Here is a 21258-nt window from a genome sequence, read left to right on the forward strand (position 1 = left end):
TGACGCCCGCGGCGCAGGCCGCTCCGGCCACGCCGGTCCCCGCGCCGACGCCGACGCCGCCCGCCCGGGCGATCGACGACGCGCCCGAATCCGAGTTCCAGGCTTCCGAGTTCGCCGAGACGGTGCTCGATCCCGACGCCGTGGCCGCGGTGGCGGCCTTGCGCGCGATGCCGCCCGAGCCCGCCAAGCGGCCGTCGACCGGCACCTTGCCGGGCGGCTCGCTGGCCGCGGCGAAAGCCGCCAGCGCGAGCCCCGAGGCGCCGGTGCGCCAGGTCGGCCGCTTCCAGGTGCTGGACCGCATCGGCCGCGGCGGCATGGCCAGCGTGTTCAAGGCCCACGATCCGAGCATCGGCCGCGACGTCGCGATCAAGTTCCTGCATGCCTCGCTGTGCGAGGACGAGGAGTACCACGCCCGCTTCCTGCGCGAGGCGCGCGCCTCGGGCGGCCTGTCGCATCCCAACATCGTCACCGTGCACGACGTGGGCGAGGTCGACGGCCGGCCCTACATGGCCATGGAGCTGCTGGACGGCGAGCCGCTGGCCGACCTGCTCGAGCCCGGCCAGCCGCTGCCCATCCGCGACACCGTCGTGATGGCCATCCAGCTGGCGCGCGCGCTGGACTACGCGCACAAGCGCGGCATCGTCCACCGCGACATCAAGCCCGGCAACATTGCCCGCGTGCGCGGCACGCTGGACATCAAGGTGATGGACTTCGGCATCGCGCACATGGAGTCGACCAAGGGGGAGCAGCGCACCCGGGTAGGCGACGTGCTGGGCACGCCGCAGTACATGGCGCCCGAGCAGATGAACGGCGAGAAGATCGACGGCCGCTCGGACCTGTTCTCGGTCGGCATCGTGCTGTACCAGATGCTCACCGGCGTGCGTCCGTTCACCGGCGACAGCGTGGTGAACCTGGCGCTCAAGATCGCCAAGGACGACCCGACGCCGCTGAACAAGCTGCGCCCGGAGATCCCGGCCTCGCTGCGGCGCGTCGTCGACCGCTGCCTGGCCAAGCAGCCCGACCACCGCTTCCAGACCGGCGCCGAGCTGGCCGACGCGCTGGTCAAGGTGCTGGGCGAGATCGACGAGGAGGCGCGCAACAAGGGCCGCTCCAAGCTGATCCCGCTGCGGGTGAAGTGGGCCGCGATGATGGCCGGCATCGTCGCCATCGTGATGGCGGTCAGCGGCTCCATCATCAGCCAGCGCCAGAACGCGGCGCTGATGCAGCAGGTGGCGGACTACGGCACCGCGCTCTCGCGCTTCATCGCGGCGCAGAACGCGACCTCGGCGCTGGGCGAGGACTGGGTGTCGGTGGACGTGTCGCTGCAGGAGATCATGAAGACGCGCGACTTCGAGAGCGTCACCGTGATCGACCGTGCCGGCGTGGTGGCGGCGTCCAGCCTGCCCGAGACCGTGGGCAAGCCCTACCAGCCGCCGCCGGGCGAGACGCTGGGCGAGCAGGGCGGGGTCAAGCGCACGCGGTACCACGCCGCGGGCGGGGCGGCGATCCTCGGGTTCGATTCGCCGATCACCTTCCAGGACAAGACGGTCGGGCGCGTGGCGCTCGGGTTGCCGGAGCGGCCGCTGGAGAGCGTGGCGCGGCTGTCGCGCACGCTGATGGCGGTGCTGGCGGTGACGACGGTGCTGGCGGTGGCGATCGCGATGTTCTTCGTCGCCAACTGGTTCTCGCGGCCGATCAAGCTGGTGGTCGAGGCGCTGGACGAGGTGGGACGCGGCCGGGTGGACTTCCGCATCCGCGAGCAGCGCAAGGACGAGTTCGGCTTGCTCTACGCCGCGTTCGACCGCATGGCGCAGGCGCTGCAGGACAAGCAGGCACTGGCCGGCTCGGCCGCGAAGGCCGAGGCGCCGACGACGATCGGCCGGCGCTCGGGACGCATGGCGACGCCGCCCGTGGCGTCGGACAAGGCCGACGCCGGATCCGACGCGCCCGCCGCGTCGACCGCATCGGAAGGCGCCGCGGCGCCGGCGCCCGCGCCGCGCGGCACCAAGCCGACCGACGACACGCTGCCGCCGCCGCCGTCGCGCGATGACGACGCCGATGCGCCGAAGCAACCCTGACATGCCGCGATGACGACAGTGAAAAGCTCTCTCCCCCTGCTCGCGGGGCTGGTCGCCGCGCTCGCGCTGACCGGCTGCGTCACGACGCCGACCTCGACGCCGCCCTTGAACGAGCCCCCGCCGGGCAAGACCGCCGCGCCGACCGCGACCGGCGAGGTGATCGCCCGCGGCGACCGGCTGCTGATCTACGTGCCGGTGGCCGGCGAATCGCTGCGCGGCATCGCCGGCCGGCTGCTGGGCAGCGAGGACCGGGACTGGCAGATCAGCGAGGCCAATGCCGGCGCGACCAAGGTCGACCCGGGCCAGCCGCTGATCGTGCCGCTCAAGCCGATGAACCCGCTGGGCGTGCACGCGGGCAGCTACCAGACGGTGCCGATCCTCTGCTACCACCGCCTGGGCACCACCGGCGGCAAGATGGCAGTCTCCCCGTCGAACTTCGCCGCCCAGATGGAATGGCTGGCCAAGAACGACTACCGCGTGATCAAGCTGTCGCAGCTCAGCGGCTACCTCGAGGGCAAGGAACCGCTGCCGCCGAAGTCGGTCGTCGTCACCTTCGACGACGGCTACGAGTCGGTCTACAAGTTCGCCTACCCCGTGCTGCGCAAGCTGGGCCTGCCGGCGACGATGTTCGTCTACACCGATTTCGTGGGCGCCGGCGGCGACGCGGTCAGCTGGCCGCAGCTGGCGGAGATGCAGGCCTCGGGGCTGATGGACATCCAGTCGCACTCCAAGTCGCACCGCAACCTGATCGAGCGCACCACCGGCGAGAACGAGGAACGCTACAAGCGCAACCTCGACACCGAGACCGCCGGCCCGCGCGACCTGATCGAGCAGAAGCTCAGCACGTCGGGCCAGGTGCGCCATTACGCCTATCCCTTCGGCGACGCCAACGAGCAGGTGCTGGACGCGCTGACGCGCCAGAAGTACACGCTGGCGGTGACAGTCAACCCGGGCGGCAACGCCTTTTTCGCGCAGCCGCTGATGCTGCGCCGCACGATGATCTTTGGTGACCATGACCTCGAGGCCTTCAAGGCGCGCTTGCAGACCAGCAAGCGCACGGGGGCCGCGCCATGAAGGCGGGACTGCTGGCCGCGCTGGCGGCACTGGCCCTGGCCGCCTGCACGAGCGGGCCGAGCGGCTCGCTGCGCGGCCCGGACGCGCCGGGCGCGCCGCCGTCGCCGTTCGAGCTGGCGCAGGCGCAGCGCGCGCAGGAACAGGTGAAGGAAGGCCAGCTGGCCGATGCCGCTTGGACCTGGGAAGCGCTGACGGTGCTGCGGCCCGACAACGCCAACTACCGCGACAGCCTGGCCGCGACGCGCCAGCTGATCGACGGCGGCGTGACGGAGCGCGTGGACAAGGCCAAGGCGGCGCACAAGCGCGGCGACCTGGACGGGGCGACGTCGCTGTACCTGGGCGCGCTGGCGCTGCAGCCGGACAACGCGGAGGTGGCGGACGCGCTGCGCGGGCTCGAGAAGGAGCGCAACCAGAAGAGCTACCTCGGCAAGCCAGCGCGGGTGACGCTGCGCAAGGCCGCGCCGCCGCCGGTGGCGAAGGCCGCGCCCAAGGCCAAGGCGCCGGCGGCCGCCACGGCCGAGGCGGGCAAGGACACGAAGGACGCGAAGGACGCGAAGGCGGTGGCGGACGCGGGGCCGGATCGCAACGAGCTCGAGCACATCGCGATGCTGGCGGCGCAGGGCGAGGTCGACGAACCGATCCGGCTGCTGGAGCGCCGCGCGCCGCAGGACCGCAACGATCCGTCGGCCAAGCGGCTGCTGGCCGACCTCTACGTGAGGAAGGCCGAGAAGATCGCGACGATCGACAAGTCCGGCGCGGTGATGCTGCTGCAGAAGTGCCTGCGCGTGGATCCGAAGAACGCGCGCGCGACGGCGCTGATGCGCCAGCTCATCGACGAATCCGCCGCCAAGGCGCCCGCCACGGGCGCGCCGGCGACGGCGAAGAACAAGGTCGACAAGCGCTAGGCGCGCACCGCGCGGCAGACCAGGCCGTGTCCCGCCGCCGCCGATGCCGCCGAGACCGCGTCGGCGATGCGACGCGCCTGCCGCGCGCTGCCCAGCGGGATCAGCGCGCCGCCGCTGTTGTGGATCTGGATCATCGTCATGAGCGCGACGTGCTCGTTCAGGTCGAGGTGGCGGCCCAGCATCTCCAGCACGAAGGGCATCGGCGTCGTCGCGTCGTTCAGCATCTCGACGCCGTGCCGGAAACCGGCGGGCGCGAAGTCCGGCAGGTCCAGCAGCCGCGTTTCGGGCGGGAAGATCGGTGCCTCCTGCGGGGCGACCGCCGCGATCGTCTCCGTGGGCGCGGGATGGGGCCGCCCGGCGACCACGTGCAGCAGCAGCTCCCAAAGAACCCGGCCGTCGTTGCTCACGGCGTCGGGCTGCGGGCGCATTGGGATCAGGCTGAGGAAAAAGACCACCGCGTTCACCAGCACGAAGGTCACCGCGAAAGCCCGGGCGAAGCCGTGGGGTCCAGCGTAGAGCGATGGCCACACCGGCAGGGCCACCCACAGCGCGATCGCGAAGGCGACGAGTTGCGCGAGCATCCCGGAGAGGTACAGCAGCGCGCAGCCGGCGACGGAGCGCGGCATCGCGAGCAGGCAGTGGCCACCCAGGCCATGCAGGTCCAGCGCGAAGACCTGCAGCCGCAGCGCCTTGGCGGCGAGCAGGTGTCCGCCCTCGTGCACCAGGATGAGCGCGGTGTAGGCGATGCAGTAGTGCGGCCAGTGCCAGACGTCGGCCCTGCTGATCAAGCTCACCAGCAAGCCGCCGGCCGGCAGCGACCACCCGATGAAGACGGGCACGCCGCGGATCGTGCAGAGGCGGTAGCGGTATTGCAGGAGCTTCAGCAGGGCCATCGGGGCGGGTCAGCGGTCAGCGATCAGAAGGTCACCTTCACCGACGGCGCGCTGCGTTGCGCCTCGCCATGGAAGACCGCCTCGATGTTATTGCCGTCCGGGTCGAGCACGAACGCCGCGTAATAGCCCGGGTGATAGGGACGTTCCCCAGGGCCGCCGTTGTCGGTGCCGCCGTTGGCCAGCGCGGTCTTGTGGAAGGCATCGACCGCGGCGCGGTCCTTGGCCTGGAAGGCCAGGTGATGGCGGCCCGTCAAGTGCCCTTGCGCCGCCTGGCTGTCCGCCGTGGACACGAACAATTCGTCGGCCCAGAAGTAGTCGTCGCCTTCGCCGCCGATCGGCACGCCCAGCAGCGGCAGGATCGCGCCGTAGAAGGCGCGGCTCGCCGGCAGGTCGCGCACGACCAGCTGCAGGTGATCGATGAGGCGGCCGCGATGCAGTTCATTCACTTCCATGATGTCTCCCGATGAGGTTGAAGCGAGGGGCTTGGAGGACCGAGCAATCGGCGTTCTTACCCGAGCCCCCCTCGATCGCCATTCGATTTTTCCTGTCACCCCCGAAGCCGGGGGCGCGGGCGCCTCGTTTGCTCGCATCCCGCGTCCCGTGCCGCGCACGCCGATTCCTGCCGATCCAAAGGCCGTTCCTGCCATGAAGCCGATCCTTCTCGCCGCGTCGCTGCTCGCGGCCTCGTCCCTCGCCCACGCGCAGTTCAACCCGCCCGACGGCGCCAGCCAGACGGTCCAGGCGGTCGCCGGCGGCGTCACCGACGGCCGGACATCGGGCGGCAGCCCGGGCGCGCTGAACGCCTCGGCCATCGACGGCGCCGCCCGGGCCTCGGCCGGGACGCGCATCGGCGCGGGCTACGTGACCGGCCACCTGGCGACGCAGGCCAGCGGCCCGTCGGGCGCGTCGACCTCGCTGTCGGCGTACCAGACCGACGCGCTGACCTTCCAGCGCACCGATGGCGGCAGCGACAACGCGCTGGTCATCCACTACAACATCGTGATCGCCGGCGGCACCTCCGGCGCGATCGACCCGATTGCGCCGCCGGCCGGCGCCGGCACCGAGGCCGGCTCGCTGGACTGGACCTTCGTCCACCGCCTCGACGGCCACTACCTCACCAGTTGGGACAGCACCACCAAGCTCGGCTACGACGGCAGCGTCACGACCACGAGCCACTGGAACGTCGGCGAGATCGGCAAGGTCTACGGCGTCTACACCTTCGCCGCGGCGGTGATGGCGGGCGCCGCGATGGACATGGAGCTCTACACGCAGATGAGCAGCCGGCTGAACGCGCTCGGCGGCGCCACCGGATCGCTGGCCGCGAACGGGCCGTCGATCTACTGGGGCGGGATCTCGCAGGTGACCGACTGGTACGGCAACCGGGTGGGCTACCGGGTCGCGTCGACCTCGGGCTTCAACTACGCCTTGTCGGCGGTGCCGACGTCGACCGCGCCGGAGCCGGCGACCTGGGCGATGCTGCTCGCCGGCGCGGCCTTGCTCGGCCTCCAGCGCATCAGGCGCTCCAACGCGACGGCCAGCAGCACGCACGCGGCCACGGCCGGCAGGTAGACGGCGAAGGTCCAGGCCTGCGACTCGCCCAGCAGCGCGCGGTAGGCCGCGACGGTGGCGAGCACGACGAACATGTGGGACAGGTAGAGCTCGTAGCTCAGCCGTCCCATCGTCGCGAGCCAACCGAGGCCGCGACGCGGGTCCGGGGCATGGGCGCGGAAGGCGACCAGCATCAGCGCGGTCCCCACGCACAGCGCGTACATGCCCGACTTGAACAGGTGGCGGTGGACCAGCTCGCCCCAGCCGATGACCAGCAGCACGCAGAAGCCGCCGAAGATCGCCAGCGCGCGGGCATCGCGCCGGCCCGGCCGCCAATGCCGGGCGGCGAGGGCGGCCAGCACGCCCCAGGCGATGGCGCTCATGCCGGGCAGGTAGGCCTTCTCCCACCAGACCTCGTTGCTGATCGGCACCAGCGAGCGCAGCGGCATCAGGCTCAGCGCGAGCGCCGCCAGCGCGACGACCAGCAGCGGCCGGGGCAGGGCGAGGCACAGCAGCGGGAACGCGACGTAGAAGACCTCCTCGATCGACAGCGACCACAGGACGTCCCAGGCCGCGGGCGCCCAGCCGGTGCGGCCCTCATACCAGTTGAAGGTGAAGGTCAGCGCCGAGCCGAGCAGGCCGGCCAGGCTCTGCTTGCCGCCCGGCGCGAAGCCCTCGACGCCGAGCGCCGCGAGCAGCGACAGGATCGCCAGGATGACGAACAGCAGCGGCAGGATGCGCCGCGCGCGGGCCAGGTAGAAGGCGCGCAGGCCGACGCGGCGCAGGTCGCCGTCGCGCTCGAGGATGCGGGTCGTGATCAGGAAACCCGAGATCACGAAGAACATGAACACCGCCTCGTAGCCGTTGAAGCTGATCGCGTTGATCAGCCGCTTCGGGACCCAGGGGCCGATCAGGCTCGGCGCGAGCGGCAACCGGAACGGCAGCGCCAGGTGATGCACCACCACCAGCAGGATCGCGACGCCGCGCAGGCAGTCGATGGCGAAGTTGCGCGGGGTCGGCGTGGAGCTCATTGGGGAAGGGGGCGATGCTGAGGGCGGCGATGGTAGCGGCCCGGGGCGTGGAGGCCCGCGAGTCATGGGGTTACGCCCGTAACGCGGATGAAGCTGGTGACGCCGAGGGAGAGGGTGAGGCCGGTGACCGACGCGGGCGATGTCGCGGTGCCTGCGCGTCAGGAGCGGCGTGGCGCCATCGGCCGGATGCGTCGGGCCGGCGTCGGTCCGGCCTCCAGCATGTCCTGCATGCGATCGCCGGCCTGCGCGATGAGCGGCTCGATCAGCGCCGCTTCCGGCAGGTTGGCCCAGTAGCGACGCGGCATCTCGCGCTCCATCATCGCGACCTTGAGCCGCGCCGGATTGAAGATGCTGCGGTAGTAGGTCAGCCACAGCGCGGCGCCGGCGTCCGGCGCGGGCGCGTCCTCGCGACGTCCGCCCGGGCCGGTGCGCAACACGCCGCCCTCCCACGACACCGAACAGCGCGGCGACAGGATTGTCCCGCGCAGGTTGGCGAAACGCCGCGCGAAGAAGGGCGCCGCCGCCTCGAGCACGTGATGCTCCGGCTCGAACCACGCGACGAGGCGCTCGCCATCGCCGTCCTCGACCGGCACGAAGCGCACGAAGGCATGGGTCTTGTGGATCTCGCGGCTCACCTCGCGCGCGAGCCGCTGCGCCTGGCGGCGATCCGCGTCCAGCGTGTCGCGCCAGGTGTCGGGATCGGCCTTCAGGCGCCACAGCAGCCGGTACATCAGCGTGAAGCGCTGCGGCTCGCGATGGAGCAGGGCGGATCGGCACAGCGTCAGGAAGCTGGCCGGCACGGTCAGTCGCGACGAGGCGTCCACGGGCGCCGCGGCGTCGCTCGATCCGTCATCGTCGTTGCGCTTGATGCCGCCCTGGCCGTCCTGGCTGTCGATCGGTTCTGGCTGGTCCCACAGGTCCACGCCGTCATCCGCGGTGGTCCACGCGACGTCCTCCGGGTGGACGCCCTGCGACAGCAGCCGGCGTGCGGCCTGCCGGAAGCCGTCGACATCGATCGGGCCGTCGAGCCTGACGCGAATCATCAGAACAGGCCCATCTGCACGGGGACGGCCGGCGCGGCGGACACCGCCGGCGCGGCCGGCATCGACCCCGGCGGGGGCACCCGGGTCGGCATCGGCATCGGCATCGGCATCGCTGAGGACGAAGGGCGCGGTCCCATCGCGATCGGCCCGGGCCGGTGCCCGTCGACGACCACGAAGGGCAGCACCTTGCGCGCCGGCACCTTCAGCCGGCCGAGGTCCTCCGCCCGCAACCGTCGCACGCGGCGCGCCGCGATCAGCTTGTCCACCGAGCCGACGCCGAGTCCCGGCACCCGCAGCAGCAGCTCCCGCGGCGCCTGGTTGAGGTCGACCGGGAAGCGCTCCGGATGCGCGAGCGCCCAGGCGTGCTTCGGATCGACATCCAGCCGGAGCAAGCCGCTGCCGTCGTCGACGATCTCCTCATGGCCGAAGCCGTAGAAGCGCATCAGCCAGTCGGCCTGGTAGAGGCGGTGCTCGCGCACCAGCGGCGGCGCCTTCAGCGGCAACGCGCTCGCCGCGTCGGGAATCGGGCTGAACGCCGAGTAATAGACGCGCCGCATGCGAAAGCGCCCGTAGAGCGCGGCACTGCTGCGCAGGATGCTGCGGTCGTCGCTGCCGTCGGCGCCGACGATCATCTGCGTGCTCTGGCCCGCCGGCGCGAACCGCGGTGGCGCGGCGGGCCGCGAGGCCGCGCCCGGGATCACGCGGATCGGCACGGCCTTGGCCTCGCGGCGCGCCTCCTTGGACTCGTCGATGTGCAGCCGCAGCCGGCCCATCGAGCGCTGGATCGCGTCGGTGTCCTTCTCCGGCGCCAGGTCCTTCAGGGCGGCGTCGGTCGGCAGCTCGACATTGATGCTGAGGCGGTCGGCGTAGCGGCCGGCGCGGCTGAGCAGCTCGTCGCTGGCGTCGGGAATCGTCTTCAGGTGGATGTAGCCGCGGAAGTCGTGCGTCTCGCGCAGCAGCTGGGCCACGCGCACGACCTGCTCCATCGTGTGGTCCGGGCTCTTCACGATGCCGCTGCTCAGGAAGAGCCCCTCGATCATGTTGCGGCGGTAGAAGTCGAGCGTCAGCGCCACGACCTCCTCGACGCTGAACTTCGCCCGCGCGACGTTGCTCGACGAGCGGTTGATGCAGTACAGGCAGTCGTACTGGCAATGGTTGGTCAGCAGGATCTTCAGCAGCGAAATGCAGCGGCCGTCGGGCGCGTAGCTGTGGCAGATGCCCATGCCCTCGGTGGAGCCCATGCCGGTGCCGCCCCGGGAGTCGCGCGTGTCCGTGCCGCTGGACGCGCACGACGCGTCGTACTTCGCGGCGTCGGCCAGGATGGCCAGCTTGCGGTCGAGGTCCATGAACTGCGATGGGAATGGCAAATGACTGTATTAATATACAGTATTGAAGCCATTCGACCACGGCTTCCGACCTCGCCACGTGGTTGCCATCGCTGCCCGGAAAGCAGAAGAGGCGCACGGGGCGCCTCTTCGTCAGGTCGGGGTGTCCTCGCCCATCGGCGGCGAGATCACTTCAGCTGGTCCGCCTTCGCCTTCAGCGTGACGGCCTTCTGGCGCTCGAGCTTGGCCAGCTCGTTTTCCGGATCGAGCTGCAACACGTTGTCCCAGCCCTTGATCGCGCCGGCCAGGTCCTGCTTGGCGAAGGCCGTGCGCGCGGACAGCGTCGCCCGGGCGATCTGCTTCTTGCGCACGCCCTCGATCTTGGCGGCGGCACCGGGCTGGTCGGCGGCCTCGGCGCGGCGGTACTCCTCCAGCGCCTTGTCCAGGCGGTTGGCGCGCTCGTGCGCCTCGCCGGCGCGCATCGCCTTCTCGCCGGGCGACAGCTCGGGCGGAGGCGGGGGCGCGGGCGGCGCGGCCGGGGTCGGCGCGGCGGCCACGGTGGGCGTCGGAGCCTGCGCGGCGGCGGCAGCGGCCGCTGCTGCGGCGGCCGCGGCGGCAGCGGCCTTCGGATCGGTCTTTCCGGTGGTCGGACGCGGATACAGCGGACCCGCCGGCGGCTTGCCGGGGATGCGCAGCACCTGGCCACCCGAGACCTGCTTGGGCACCCGGATGTCGTTGTAGCGCGCCAGGATGTAGAACGAGTAGATGTCGCCCATGAAGCGGCCCGCGATCCGCGACAGCGTGTCGCTGGACTGCACCGTGTAGGCGAAGGACTCGCGGCCCAGCAGCGCCACCGGATCGGCGGTGATCTGCTTCATCAGGCTGACCGCCAGCTTGTTGTTCGGGTCCAGCTGCAGCGCGCGCTGGATCTCGGCCTTGGCCTGCTCTTCCTGGCCGGTCTCGAGCAATTCGATCGACTGCATCGCCGTCTTCTGCGCCAGCGCCTGCTCGGCCGGGGTCGGCGGCACGGGTTCCGGCGGCGGCGGCGGGGGCGGTGGCGGGGCGGTGACGGCCGGCTCCGGCGGCGGAGGCGGCGGCTTGGGCGTGACGCAGGCCGACAGCAGCAACACGCTCACCAGGAGCGCGGTACCTGCGGCCAGGCCTCGACCCCGCGCCGCGGCGGCGGTCGGGGTCAGGGGAGTGGGGGCATCGGGACGGAAGAAGGTCGACATCGGCATCACGTCGGGATTCGAGCGGGGTGGAGTATGAAACAGCGACAAGCCCCCGGCAGGTGACTTTCGTTCATTGAAGGCCCCGTCCCGACAGGCAAACATCCCATGCCAGTCTCTCGAGGTCCCAAAGGCAGCATCATGACCCTCACCCTGCGCGCGGTGTCGCTCAACGACCTGCCCTTGACGCAGCCCATCACCGCACGCTTCGACGCCGCCGGCGGGACCATCGGTCGCGCGGACCACAACACGATGGCGCTGCCCGACCCCGAGCGCCACATCTCTCGTCAACAGGCCGAGATCAGCGCCGAAGCCGGCGGCTACGTGATCCGCAACGTCGGCAGCGCCAATCCGATCACCGTCTCCGGCCAGGCCGTCGCGCAGGGCCAGGCCGTGCCGCTGCGCCACCTGGACGAGGTGCGCATCGGCGGTTACCTGCTGGAAGTGCAGAGCGACCTTGGCGACGACAGCGGCGCCACCGTCATCCGCCGCGCCCCGGACCTGGCCCGGCCGGTGACCCAGGGCCCGACGCCGATGCCGACCGCCACGCCCACGCCGTTCCCGGCCGCGGCGCCGGCGGCGCTGTCGAGCTCCAACCCGTTCGCCGACCTGCTCGGCGGCACGCCGCCGCCGCCCGACATCTTCAACACCACGCCGGTGGCGCCGCCGCACGCGTCGCCGTTCGCCGCGCCGCCGGTCCAGGCACCGGCCGCGCCTGCCGCCGGCCCCGCGCTGCTGCCCGACGACTTCGACCCGTTCGCGCCGCCGCCGGCTCCGTCGGCGCCGGTCCGGGCCTCGGGCGCCGCCTTCGACCCGTTCGGCGGTCTGGACCTGCCCGCGGCCCCGACCGCGCCCGTCGCGCCGCCGGCGCCCGCCAACGACCTCGGTTTCGGCGGTGCCTTCGCCGACCTGGTGCCGGGCGACGGCAACCGCTCGCTGGACGACCTCTTCGGCCTGAAGCCGGGCGGCAACGATCCGCTGGCCGGGTTCATGGCCGGCGCCCCGACGGCCGCCGACGCCGGCGCGCGCGACGGCCTGGCATCCGATCCGCTGGCGCTGTTCGGTGCCGCGGCCCCGGCCACGCACACCGAACCGCAAACCCCCGCGCTGCCGGACCACACGCCGGCGCTGCACTCGTCCTTCCGCCCGCCGGAGGTGCGCACGCCCGCGCCGCCGCCATTGCCGCCGGCCCCCGCGCCGGTGCCGCCCGTGGCCGTGCTGCCGCCCGTGATGCCGCCAGCGGCCGTGCTGCCTCCGGTCGCTCCGCCCGTGACGATGCCCCCGGCGATGCCGCCCGCGACCGTGCATGCGCTGCCGACCGCCGCCGCCGCGCCGGTCGCCTCGGGGCAGGCTGCCGACACCGCTGCGCTCTGGAACGCCTTCTGCGAAGGCGCCGGGGTGCGCATGGCCGCGCCGCCGCAAGGCCTGAATCCCGACCTGATGCGCGTCATCGGGCAGTTGCTGAACGCGTCGGTCGATGGCGCGCTGCGGATGATGGCGGTGCGCGCGGCCACGAAACACGAGTTGCGCGCGCAGGTCACCGTGATCCGTTCGCGCGACAACAACCCGCTGAAGTTCTCGCCCGACCCGCAGTCCGCGCTGGAGCAGCTGCTGCAGCCGCCGGTGCGCGGCTTCCTGCCGGGTCCGGCGGCGATGCAGGACGCGATGCGCGACCTGGTCGGCCACACGATCGGCACGATGGCCGGCACGCGCGCGGCGCTGGAGGGCGTGCTGACGCGTTTCCAGCCGTCGGCGCTGGAGGCCAAGCTGACCAGCCGCTCGGTGCTGGACAGCGTGCTGGCGATGAACCGCAAGGCCAAGCTCTGGGAGCTTTACCTGCAGCACTTCGAGTCGATCCGCGACGAGGCGCAGGAGGACTTCCACACGCTGTTCGGCAAGGCCTTCCTGGAGGCCTACGAGGACCAGCTCGAGCGGCTGAGCCAGCACGGGCAGGGCCCGTCGTCGACCCCACAAACACAGCAGAGCGGGGCCTGAGCCCCGCCGATCGTCCTACACGTCGTTATCACCATCACCATGCTCAAGATCCGGGTCGCCGCCTGCAGTGAACAAGGCGCGCGCGCCAACAACGAGGATGCCGTCGTGGCCCATGAGAACGGGCCCGGCTGGTACGCCGTGCTGGCCGACGGCGCCGGCGGCCACCGCAACGGCGCGGAGGCCGCGCGCCGCGCCGTGCATCGCATGCAGAACAGCCTGGGCGACGCGACGCTGCCCTGGCGTCCCGAGCTGCTGACCGGCGCGGTGCTGGCGGCGCATGACGACGTGCGCCGGGGTGTCGAGGGCACGGGCCGCGACCGCATGCACACGACCGTGGTGGCGCTGTGCGTGGACGCGCAGCGCAACTTCGCGCTGTGGACGCATGTGGGGGACTCGCGGCTGTACCGCATCCGCGGCGGGCGCATCGACACGATCACGCAGGACGACAGCGTCGTGCAGATGCTGATCGAGGCGGGGATGCTGACGCCGGAGCAGGCGGAGGACCATCCGCACAAGAACCACTTGGTGGCCGCGCTGGGCATCGAGGACGAACTGCATCCGCACACGACGACGCCGCAGCCGCTGGAGGCGGGGGACGTCTTCCTGCTGTGCAGCGACGGCTGGTGGGGCAGCGCGGGCGACGCGCTGATCCACGCGACGCTGGCCAGCGCCGGGTCGCCGGACGACTGGCTGGCGGCGATGCGCGCCGCCATCGAGGACCGTGGGCTGCCGGACCAGGACAACTTCAGCGCGATCGCGCTGTGGGTGGGCGAACCGGCGCTGACGGTGGTCGCTCAGGCCCCGACGGGGGAGGCCGGCGAAACGGCGGAAGTCACCTCGGTGGACTCCGGCCCGGTGCCGCTGGAAGAGGAAGAAGAGGACGAGTCGACGCGGCGCATGCCGCTTTGAGCGTCCGCGGCTCGGGCGCCCGTCAGGCCCGGGTCGCCGTGGTCGCGGCGGTGCCCGCCGTCGCACCCCACGCCCCCGGCGCCGCCACGAACGCGCTCAACCGCTGCGCCGTCTGCGACAGCGCCGCCGCGGTGCGCAGGTTCCTCTGCGCCATCTGCTCGGCCTCCGCCGTCGCGCGTCCCACGTCCACCAGCGCCGTCTCCAGCTGCCGTCCGGCGCTGGATTGCTGGTGCGTCGCCATCCGGATCTCCTTGCTCGCGATGTCCGACGCGCTTACGCGCTCCGAGATCTGCGAGAACAGCGCCTGGATTTCGGCGAAGACGTCGGCGCTCGCCGTCGCCGCCTTCGCGCCGGCCTCGGTGGCCATGATCGTCGCGTTGGACATGTTGCGGATCGACTCCAGCTGCGCCCGGATGTCCACCGCGTCGGCCCGCACCTTCTCGGCCAGGCGCCGGATCTCCTCGGCCACCACGCCGAAACGCTCGCCCGCGACACCGGCGCCATACGCCTCGATCGTCGCGTTGATCGCGAGGATGTTGGTCCGCTCGGCCAGGTCCTCGATCGCGCCCAGCACCGTCGAGGCGCCTTGCACCTCCTTGCCCAGCGTCGTCATCTGCGTGACCACCTGGTCGATCTGCCGGCGCAGGGTGGCCGTCGCCTCGCGCGCCTGGCCCATCGCCACGCCGCCCGACCGCGCGGCCTGCGTGCTGGCCGACGCCATCTCCTCGACCTCGGTCGAGCGCTGCGAGATCTGGTTGGCCGCCGCCTGCACCTCGTGCATCGTCGCCGTCAGCTCGATCGTCGCGGACGAGGTCTCCTGCGTCGTCGCGGCCTGCTGCCGCGCGGCGGCCTCCAGCTCCCGCGCCTGCCGCGCGACATCCACCGCCTCCGCGCCGACCATGCGCGCCAGCAGCCGCTGCAGCGCCACCGCCGTCGCCGCGACGATCAGCAGCCCCAGCACCGTGCCGCCGAAGGCGACCCACTTGACCCGCGACGTGGTCCGGCCCATCTCGGCGGAGCGCGCCTCCAGGTGCACGACCTCCTGGTCCTCCATGCCGCCCAGGCGCTCGCGCAGTTGCTCCATGCGCTGGCGCACCAGGTTGACCTTGGGCGACCGCGTGGTCTCCTCGAGCGACATCCTGCGCCGGTCGGCGATGCGCTCGCGGAACAGCGTGGCGAGGGCGGCCAGGTCCTGGTCCGTCTCGGCCAGCTCGCGGGTCCGGCCCTCCCAGGCCGGCGAGCGCCGGATCGCCGCCATGCCGGCGCGGACCTCGCCCAGCGACTTATCCAGCGCGGCGATGTAGGCCTCGTCCGTGGTGATCAGGAAGCCGCGCTGCGCGGCCTCGGCCTCGGCGACGTCGTTGAGCAGGGTGTCCAGGAGCCGCAGGCCCTGGTGGCTGCGCGTGACGCCGGCGGCGGCGTCCTCCATCGCGAAGGCGCTTCGCAGGGCCACCGCGCCCACGGCGCCCAGCACCGCGACCGCGAGCAGGAATCCCAGCGCCAGGCTGCGTCCGAATGTCGTCATATGGCTCTCCCTGGCGCGAAATGTCGCACGGGACCAGCCCCGATGCGCGCTCAGCCCGTCTGTTTTCCCAGCATCGCGGCGAAGGCCTCGACGTACGGCAGTCCCGGCCCCCAACGCATGTGGACCTGCTCGCCCGGGTCGGGGTTGGGCGACCACACGGTGCAGCCGGCCAGGCGCTCCATCAGCTCGCCCGCCGCCAGCATCGGCACCGCCGAGGTCAGCAGCCCCGCCGGCGCGGTGTACGTGACCCACTGCACCGCGTTCTCCGGCGCGGGCAGCGTCGCCGCGTGGCTCGCCGGCCAGGGCGGCGCCGCGGCCAGCGCCGCCTCCAGCGAATCGACCGTCGCCGTGTCGTCCAGCGTGCGCATCGCCGCGTTGGCCAGCACCGTGTACCAGCGGTCCAGGTGATCCAGCCCGGCCCGGTCCACCGGCGGCTGCGTGCGGGGCTGCGCGATCACCAGCGGGAAATAGCGCCCGACGTTGTCGCAACTGGCCATCAGCACGCCGAACCACCACTTCATGTCGACCACGCCCGGCGCCCACGCGAAACGCAGCACCGGCGCCGTCAGGTAGGTGTCCAGCCAGCGCGGGCCGAGCACCTTGGGCAGGTCCTGCATCACGCCGGACAACCAAGCGTCGCAGTGCCGCACGCAGTGCTGCGGCAGCCGGCGCTGCGCGAAGTCGCCCAGCGCGGCGACCTTGCCGTACCAGCCGGGCGGCGCGTCGCCGACGGTGTTCAGGGCTTCGGGCAGGGCGCTCATGTCAGGGCTCTCCTTGCGAAACGTCACAGCCCGCTCGGGCAGCGGAACTCGTTGAGCTCGGGCAGCCGGAACGGATTGCGCACGCTGCTGGCGGTGACCTCGAAGACCGCCTTGCGGCCGTCCACGTCGAAGGTCGCCTTGAAGCGCTCCGGCGCGTTGGTCTTCTCGATCTTGACCCGGTCGAACAGCCGGAACAGCGCCCACGGGCCGTCGTTGACCATGCCCGACGAGCCGCTCGTGCTGGCCGGGCTGATCTGCACCCGGACCTGCGAGCTGCCGCGCGGACCCGGCCACTGCACCGAGGTAGGGATCTGCGGACCGTGGCTGTAGCGCACGATCTGGCCGTCCACGTCCAGGATGAACTGCTGGATCGTCGTGTCCATCTCCACCGGCTTGAAGTCCAGCCGCAGCGACGGCGCGGCGCTGCCGGGGAAGAAGGTCTCCTTGATCGCCTGCGCGCGCTGGAACTGCGGCAGCGTGCCGCTGTCCGCGCCCAGCGGCGTGCCCTCGACCGCGCGGAACTTCCACGGCCGCGTCGTCGTGTCGACATAGGGCGCGAGCTTCTGCTGGAACAGCTGGTCGACCTTGCCGCCCGGGCCGAACAGCATCGCGAAGTCCGCCTGCGTGGCGTCGCGCGAGGAGTTGCGGTCCAGCGGATACCGGCCGGCGACGGCCTGGTTGCAGAACTCGCCGACCTGCGAGCGCACCTCCATCGCCAGGTTCTGGCGCATCGCGCCCTGCGACACGCGGGCGCTGCTGCTGCCCAGGTCGTCCAGCATCGTGCGCAGCGGCTCGGGGCTCATCGCCGCGGCCGCCTTGAGCCGCGTCGGCACCGGCGACGGCGGCGGCGCGCTGCCGCCCTTGAGCGCCGAATCGGCCGCGGTCAGCATGATGTTGGCCTCGGCGATCAGGCCCACCGTCTCGTCCAGCGGCGCCTTGCCGCCGCCCTGCGGCGCGGTGACCATGCTGCGCAGGCCGACGAAGCGCTCGTCGACGATGCTCTCGATGCGCTGCGTGTTCGGATCGCCCGGATTGGCCTGGCCCGGCTGTCCCGGCTTGCCGGAGAACATGCCGGCCACTCGCTCGCGCGTCTGCTGCACCAGGTCGGCGGCGCGGCGCTCGGCGTTCTCGATCGCGTTGCCGGGCTGGGTCAGCGTCGTCTCGCGCGAGGCGGCGCGCAGGAACGGGCCCAGCGGGCTGTCCGGCGCGGACAGCATCCGCGAGCGCTCCACCGACTGCGGCACCGTGGCCATCGGCAGGAGCTTGACGCTGTTGAGGAAGGCTTCCCACGCGGCGGCGTAGTCGTTCAGGTAGAGCCGGCGCACGTCGTCGACCAGCGGCGCGTTGGCCCGCACGATCGCCTGCGCGTCCTTGGGCGCCGCGGCCACGCCCAGCACCCACGGTTCCTCGGCCGACAGTTCGTCGGTCACCTGGCCGACCCGCGGCTGGAAGCCGCGCAGGTAGGCGTCGCGGGTGAAGAAGCCCGGCACGCCCTGCGACAGCGGCGCGCCGTTGGTGCGCGTGAACAGCAGCGGCGCGTTGTGGCCGCCGGCGCGCGAGACGGTGAAGTCCGGGTACTCGGTGCCCAGGCCCTGCGCCCGCAGCCGGTTGTAGATGCGCTGGGGCAGCGGCTGCGTCGCCAGCTGCGTGCGCACCGCCGTCAGCAGCGACGCGTCCTCCGGCAGCGGCGAGGCGATGCCGCCCTGCGACAGCAGCGCGTCCAGGTGGGCGCCGAGTGCGGCGCGCTGGTCCGGCGTCAGCTCGCGCCGCGTCGTCTCCCAGTCGCCCTCGACATGCCGCTTGAGCGCCTGCGCGTCGAAGTGCTGCGGGTCGTGCAGCATCACGTAGGCCTTGAGCGCCTCGTACAGCGTGACCGGCGTGGCCGCGCCCTGGCGCAGCTGCTCCTCGATGCGCAGCACCAGCCGCGGCAGCACCGCGTCGCCCAGCATGCGCTGGTAGGACGCGCGCGCCGCGCTGTCGAGCTTCCTGCCCTGGAACAGGCCCATGCGCATCGACCACGGCACGTCCTCGTCGACCGCGGCGAGCGCGCGCGTGGCCTCCAGCGCCGGCAGGATCGGCAGCAGGTCGGCGGTGGCGCGGTTGGGCGTGGACTGCAGCAGCTCGCGGACCTGGTCGGCCCGGGCCGAGGTCGCCTCGAGGTACTTGCGGTTGTTGAAGTAGCTGACGGTCCAGGCGCTCAGCAGCCCGATGCCGGCCACCGCGACGACCGCGTAGCCGGCCAGCGCCATCGCGTTGCGGCGACGCTCCCAGCCGCGGTGCGTGCCGCCCAGGCCCGCCTCGGCGAAGACCACTTCATTGAGCAGCCGGTTCAGGAAGTAGCTGCGGCCGCTGGCCTGGTTGGGCGCCAGCACCGCGTGCTCGATCTGGTAGCTGCGCGCCACCGAACCCAGCACCCGGTCGATCGGCGTGCCTTCCTGGGTGCCGCTGACGAAGTAGACGCCGCGCAGCTGCGGCTGGGCTTCGTACGGGGAGGGCGCGAACACGCCCTCGGCGAACTCGGCCAGCAACGCGCGCAGGCTCGCGAACTGCGCCGGGAAACCGTAGATGCGGGCGCGGCGCTGCGGGTCGCGCTCGGCCTGCAGCCGGTCGATCAGGCCGTTCTGCAGGCGCTGCTCAAGGGCGTCGAACTCCGCGCCGAAACCCGCCAGCGGCGAGGCGCTGTTGCGCGCGAAGGTGAAGCCCCACGGCGCGGCGCGCTGGTCCTTGTCCAGCGTCGCGAAGTAGTCCATGAAGCCCGACAGCAGGTCGGCCTTGGTGACCAGCAGGTAGACCGGGAAGCGGATGTCCAGGTCCTTCTGCAGCTCCTGCACGCGGGCGCGCACGGTGGCCGCATGCTGCGCGCGCTCCGACGGGCTGCGCGAGAGCAGGTCGGTCACCGACACCGTCACCAGCGCGCCGTTGATCGGCTGGCGCGGACGCGAGCGCCGCAGCATCTGCAGGAAACCGCTCCAGGTCGCCTTGTCGTTGTCGGGATCGCTGTCCTGCGTGGTGAAGCGGCCGGCGGTGTCGATCAGCACGGCGCGGTCGGTGAACCACCAGTCGCAATGCCGCGTGCCGCCGACGCCGCGGATCGCGTGGTCGCCCATCTGCTCGGCCAGCGGGAAGTTCAGCCCACTGTGGCGCAGGGCCGTCGTCTTGCCGGAACCCGGCGCGCCGATGATCAGGTACCAGGGCAGCTCATAGAGATAACGGCCGCCGAAGCGCGAGCGCAGCTTGGCGCCGAAACCGGCCGAGCCCTCCGCCCCGAAGCGCGAGCGCTGCAGCGTCTGCAGCGCCTGGCGGAAACGCTCGCGCACAGAGGCCATGTCGGCGCTCTCGCGCTCGGTGGCCGCGGCCGGCTGCTGCAGCAGCTGGTTGACCACCGCGGTGTTGCCGCGCTTGGCGCGCCAGCGGCTCCAGGCGATGCACAGCGCCACCACCAGCACCAGCACGCCGATCGTGATCCAGCGCGAGCGCTCGGTGTCGAGCGGGCGGGCCTCGCCGACGGCCACCAGCGGGCCGATGATCCAGATCAGCAGCGCCACGGCCAGCACCAGCACCGCCAGCAGCACCCAGCGGTTGAAGATCCATCCCAGGACGCGTTTCATCGGGAAGCTCCGCGCGCCGGCGCCTCGGGGGCCCGGCCATTGATCATCAGACTGACTTCGACCCGGCGGTTCAGCGCGCGGTTGGCCGGCGTGTCGTTGGCGGCGACCGGCTCGGCGTCGGCGCGGCCCTCGGCGCGGATGCGCTCGGGCGCGACCCGGCGCGCGATCAGCAGCTCGCGCACGGTGTTGGCGCGTTCCTCCGACAGGTGCCAGTTGGACGGGAAGCGGGCCGAGCGGATCGGCGTGTTGTCGCTGTGGCCGGTGACCAGCACCGTGCCCTGGACCTGCGTCAGCGCGTCGGCGATGCGGGTCATCAGCGCCTCGCGCTCCGGCACGATGGTCGCGCTGGCCGGCGCGAACAGGCCGTCGCCGCGGATCGTCACCACGCTGCGGTCGACCTCGTCGCGCACCGCGACCAGGCCGGCCTTGATGTCGGACTGCAGGAACTGCGCCAGGCGCGGCTTGGCCGGCGGCGGTGGCGGCGCCACCACCGGCGGCGACAGCCGCAGGCCCTGGATCTGGCCGAACACCGGGTCGGAACGCTCCGCCAGCGACAGCGTCAGCGACAGGTAGACGCCCACCAGCACAAGCGCGGTCAGCGCGGCGGTGGCCGCCAGCGGCAGCCAGCCGATGTGGCGGCGCTGCGTGATCGCCTCGACCTGCCAGTGCTGCGCCAGCGCGGCCGGATAGTCGCCGCGCTGCTGCTTGAGGATCTGCGCCAGGCGGTCACGCACCGCCTCGAGCTGCGCCGGGCCGTTGTCGATGACGCGGTAGCGGCCGGCGAAACCCAGCGTCAGCGCGGCGTAGATCAGCTCCAGCAGGTCGCGGTTGGCGTCGGGCTTCTCGGCCAGGCGGGCCATCAGCTGGAAGACCTTCTCGCCGCCCCAGGTCTCGTTGTGGAACATCGACAGCAGGCTGTGGCGCGCCCACACGCCGGAGCCGCCCCAGGGGGTGTCGGCGGCGGCCTCGTCGATCATCGTGCAGAGCACGTAGCGCGTGGCCATCACGCGCTCGGGCGGAATGCCGGCGGCGGCGGCGCGCGAGGCGAAGTCGCGCACGCCCTGCGCCAGGTTGTTGCGCAGCGCGGCCACGTCGTCGACGCGGCGCGTCGCGCGCAGTTGCGGCACCAGCAGCAGCAGCGGATTGGCCAGCGTCAGCAGCGGGTTCAGGCCGGCGGCGGGCGGTGCCGCGTCGGGCTGCACCGAGTCCGGCGCGGACGCGCCGCGGGGCGCCTGCGCGCCACCGGGACGGGGCTTGATGAAGGTGCGCTGATCGTCGAAGCCTGCGAACGGATCGTTGAGCGCGGAGGGGTCCATGCCGGCTCCCGGGGGTTG

General features: G+C 72.2%; 15 protein-coding genes and 1 pseudogene. 6 read left to right on the plus strand and 10 right to left on the minus strand.

Annotation, left to right across the window (positions count from 1 at the left end; translation table 11 throughout):
• The 3 genes from N5D62_RS25020 to N5D62_RS25030 form a co-directional block, all read left to right on the plus strand.
• On the plus strand, positions 1-2078 hold a 2078-nt coding region (locus N5D62_RS25020; RefSeq protein WP_279760717.1), incomplete at its 5' end, for a protein kinase.
• 18 nt (positions 2079-2096) lie between these two features.
• Positions 2097-3152: a polysaccharide deacetylase family protein gene (locus N5D62_RS25025; RefSeq protein ID WP_279760718.1), complete on the plus strand. Its 1056-nt coding sequence runs from the start codon at positions 2097-2099 to the stop codon at positions 3150-3152.
• Positions 3149-4057: a hypothetical protein gene (locus N5D62_RS25030; RefSeq protein ID WP_279760719.1), complete on the plus strand. Its 909-nt coding sequence runs from the start codon at positions 3149-3151 to the stop codon at positions 4055-4057. The genes N5D62_RS25025 and N5D62_RS25030 overlap by 4 nt, the downstream gene beginning before the upstream one ends.
• On the opposite strand, the gene N5D62_RS25035 is transcribed toward N5D62_RS25030, so the two are convergent.
• Both N5D62_RS25035 and N5D62_RS25040 read right to left on the minus strand, forming a co-directional pair.
• The gene (locus N5D62_RS25035; protein WP_279760720.1) at positions 4054-4950 is read right to left on the minus strand and encodes an ATP-dependent Clp protease adaptor ClpS; all 897 of its coding nucleotides are present in this window, start codon (positions 4948-4950) and stop codon (positions 4054-4056) included. The genes N5D62_RS25030 and N5D62_RS25035 overlap by 4 nt on opposite strands.
• Positions 4951-4973: 23 nt before the next feature.
• A complete protein-coding gene (locus tag N5D62_RS25040; protein WP_279760721.1) occupies positions 4974-5402 on the minus strand; it encodes a VOC family protein in 429 nt (142 codons plus the stop codon).
• A 193-nt stretch (positions 5403-5595) separates the two neighbouring features.
• On the opposite strand from N5D62_RS25040, the gene N5D62_RS28305 reads away from it, so the two are divergent.
• Positions 5596-6519, plus strand: coding sequence for a PEP-CTERM sorting domain-containing protein (locus N5D62_RS28305; RefSeq protein WP_347881834.1), 924 nt, complete (start codon positions 5596-5598; stop codon positions 6517-6519).
• Between the two features lie 23 nt (positions 6520-6542).
• On the opposite strand, the pseudogene N5D62_RS25045 reads toward N5D62_RS28305, so the two are convergent.
• From N5D62_RS25045 to N5D62_RS25060, 4 genes and pseudogenes are all read right to left on the minus strand, one after another.
• Positions 6543-7595 (minus strand): annotated as a pseudogene (locus N5D62_RS25045) (acyltransferase); the annotation flags it as partial.
• 92 nt (positions 7596-7687) lie between these two features.
• Positions 7688-8572 carry a TIGR03915 family putative DNA repair protein gene (locus tag N5D62_RS25050; protein WP_279760723.1) on the minus strand — a complete coding sequence of 295 codons (885 nt, stop codon included), beginning with the start codon at positions 8570-8572 and terminating at the stop codon, positions 7688-7690.
• Positions 8572-9918, minus strand: coding sequence for a putative DNA modification/repair radical SAM protein (locus N5D62_RS25055; RefSeq protein ID WP_279760724.1), 1347 nt, complete (start codon positions 9916-9918; stop codon positions 8572-8574). Before N5D62_RS25055 ends, N5D62_RS25050 begins: the two co-directional genes overlap by 1 nt.
• Before the next feature lie 167 nt (positions 9919-10085).
• Positions 10086-11135, minus strand: coding sequence for a LysM domain-containing protein (locus N5D62_RS25060; protein WP_279760725.1), 1050 nt, complete (start codon positions 11133-11135; stop codon positions 10086-10088).
• A gap of 132 nt (positions 11136-11267) precedes the next feature.
• On the opposite strand from N5D62_RS25060, the gene tagH reads away from it, so the two are divergent.
• Together tagH and N5D62_RS25070 are read left to right on the plus strand one after the other, a co-directional pair.
• A complete protein-coding gene (gene tagH / locus N5D62_RS25065) occupies positions 11268-13121 on the plus strand; it encodes a type VI secretion system-associated FHA domain protein TagH (protein ID WP_279760727.1) in 1854 nt (617 codons plus the stop codon).
• Between the two features lie 39 nt (positions 13122-13160).
• Positions 13161-14030, plus strand: a complete 870-nt coding sequence (locus tag N5D62_RS25070; protein ID WP_279760728.1) for a protein phosphatase 2C domain-containing protein — start codon at positions 13161-13163, stop codon at positions 14028-14030.
• 22 nt (positions 14031-14052) lie between these two features.
• Here N5D62_RS25070 and N5D62_RS25075 read toward each other — a convergent pair whose 3' ends face one another.
• The 4 genes from N5D62_RS25075 to N5D62_RS25090 are packed head-to-tail and all read right to left on the minus strand — an operon-like array spanning position 14053 to position 21240.
• A complete protein-coding gene (locus N5D62_RS25075) occupies positions 14053-15555 on the minus strand; it encodes a methyl-accepting chemotaxis protein (protein WP_279760730.1) in 1503 nt (500 codons plus the stop codon).
• A 50-nt stretch (positions 15556-15605) separates the two neighbouring features.
• On the minus strand, positions 15606-16316 hold the full coding sequence (tagF, locus tag N5D62_RS25080) for a type VI secretion system-associated protein TagF (RefSeq protein ID WP_279760732.1): 711 nt from the start codon (positions 16314-16316) through the stop codon (positions 15606-15608).
• 23 nt (positions 16317-16339) lie between these two features.
• Entirely contained in the window at positions 16340-19924 is a 3585-nt protein-coding gene (gene tssM / locus N5D62_RS25085) for a type VI secretion system membrane subunit TssM (RefSeq protein WP_279760734.1), read from the minus strand.
• Positions 19921-21240, minus strand: a complete 1320-nt coding sequence (locus N5D62_RS25090) for a DotU family type VI secretion system protein (protein ID WP_279760735.1) — start codon at positions 21238-21240, stop codon at positions 19921-19923. The genes tssM and N5D62_RS25090 overlap by 4 nt, the downstream gene beginning before the upstream one ends.
• Positions 21241-21258 lie beyond the last annotated feature (18 nt).

Source organism: Mitsuaria sp. GD03876 (assembly GCF_029840635.1).
Taxonomy (GTDB): domain Bacteria; phylum Pseudomonadota; class Gammaproteobacteria; order Burkholderiales; family Burkholderiaceae_C; genus Roseateles.

Excerpts from the sequence above, each read along its gene's own strand:
- N5D62_RS25075 (WP_279760730.1), bottom strand. The coding sequence starts at position 15,555 with ATGACGACATTCGGACGCAGCCTGGCGCTGGGATTCCTGCTCGCGGTC.
- tagH (WP_279760727.1), top strand. The coding sequence starts at position 11,268 with ATGACCCTCACCCTGCGCGCGGTGTCGCTCAACGACCTGCCCTTGACG.
- N5D62_RS25035 (WP_279760720.1), bottom strand. The coding sequence starts at position 4,950 with ATGGCCCTGCTGAAGCTCCTGCAATACCGCTACCGCCTCTGCACGATC.
- tssM (WP_279760734.1), bottom strand. The coding sequence starts at position 19,924 with ATGAAACGCGTCCTGGGATGGATCTTCAACCGCTGGGTGCTGCTGGCG.
- N5D62_RS25030 (WP_279760719.1), top strand. The coding sequence starts at position 3,149 with ATGAAGGCGGGACTGCTGGCCGCGCTGGCGGCACTGGCCCTGGCCGCC.
- N5D62_RS25090 (WP_279760735.1), bottom strand. The coding sequence starts at position 21,240 with ATGGACCCCTCCGCGCTCAACGATCCGTTCGCAGGCTTCGACGATCAG.
- N5D62_RS28305 (WP_347881834.1), top strand. The coding sequence starts at position 5,596 with ATGAAGCCGATCCTTCTCGCCGCGTCGCTGCTCGCGGCCTCGTCCCTC.
- N5D62_RS25060 (WP_279760725.1), bottom strand. The coding sequence starts at position 11,135 with ATGCCGATGTCGACCTTCTTCCGTCCCGATGCCCCCACTCCCCTGACC.
- N5D62_RS25070 (WP_279760728.1), top strand. The coding sequence starts at position 13,161 with ATGCTCAAGATCCGGGTCGCCGCCTGCAGTGAACAAGGCGCGCGCGCC.
- tagF (WP_279760732.1), bottom strand. The coding sequence starts at position 16,316 with ATGAGCGCCCTGCCCGAAGCCCTGAACACCGTCGGCGACGCGCCGCCC.
- N5D62_RS25050 (WP_279760723.1), bottom strand. The coding sequence starts at position 8,572 with ATGATTCGCGTCAGGCTCGACGGCCCGATCGATGTCGACGGCTTCCGG.
- N5D62_RS25055 (WP_279760724.1), bottom strand. The coding sequence starts at position 9,918 with ATGGACCTCGACCGCAAGCTGGCCATCCTGGCCGACGCCGCGAAGTAC.
- N5D62_RS25040 (WP_279760721.1), bottom strand. The coding sequence starts at position 5,402 with ATGGAAGTGAATGAACTGCATCGCGGCCGCCTCATCGATCACCTGCAG.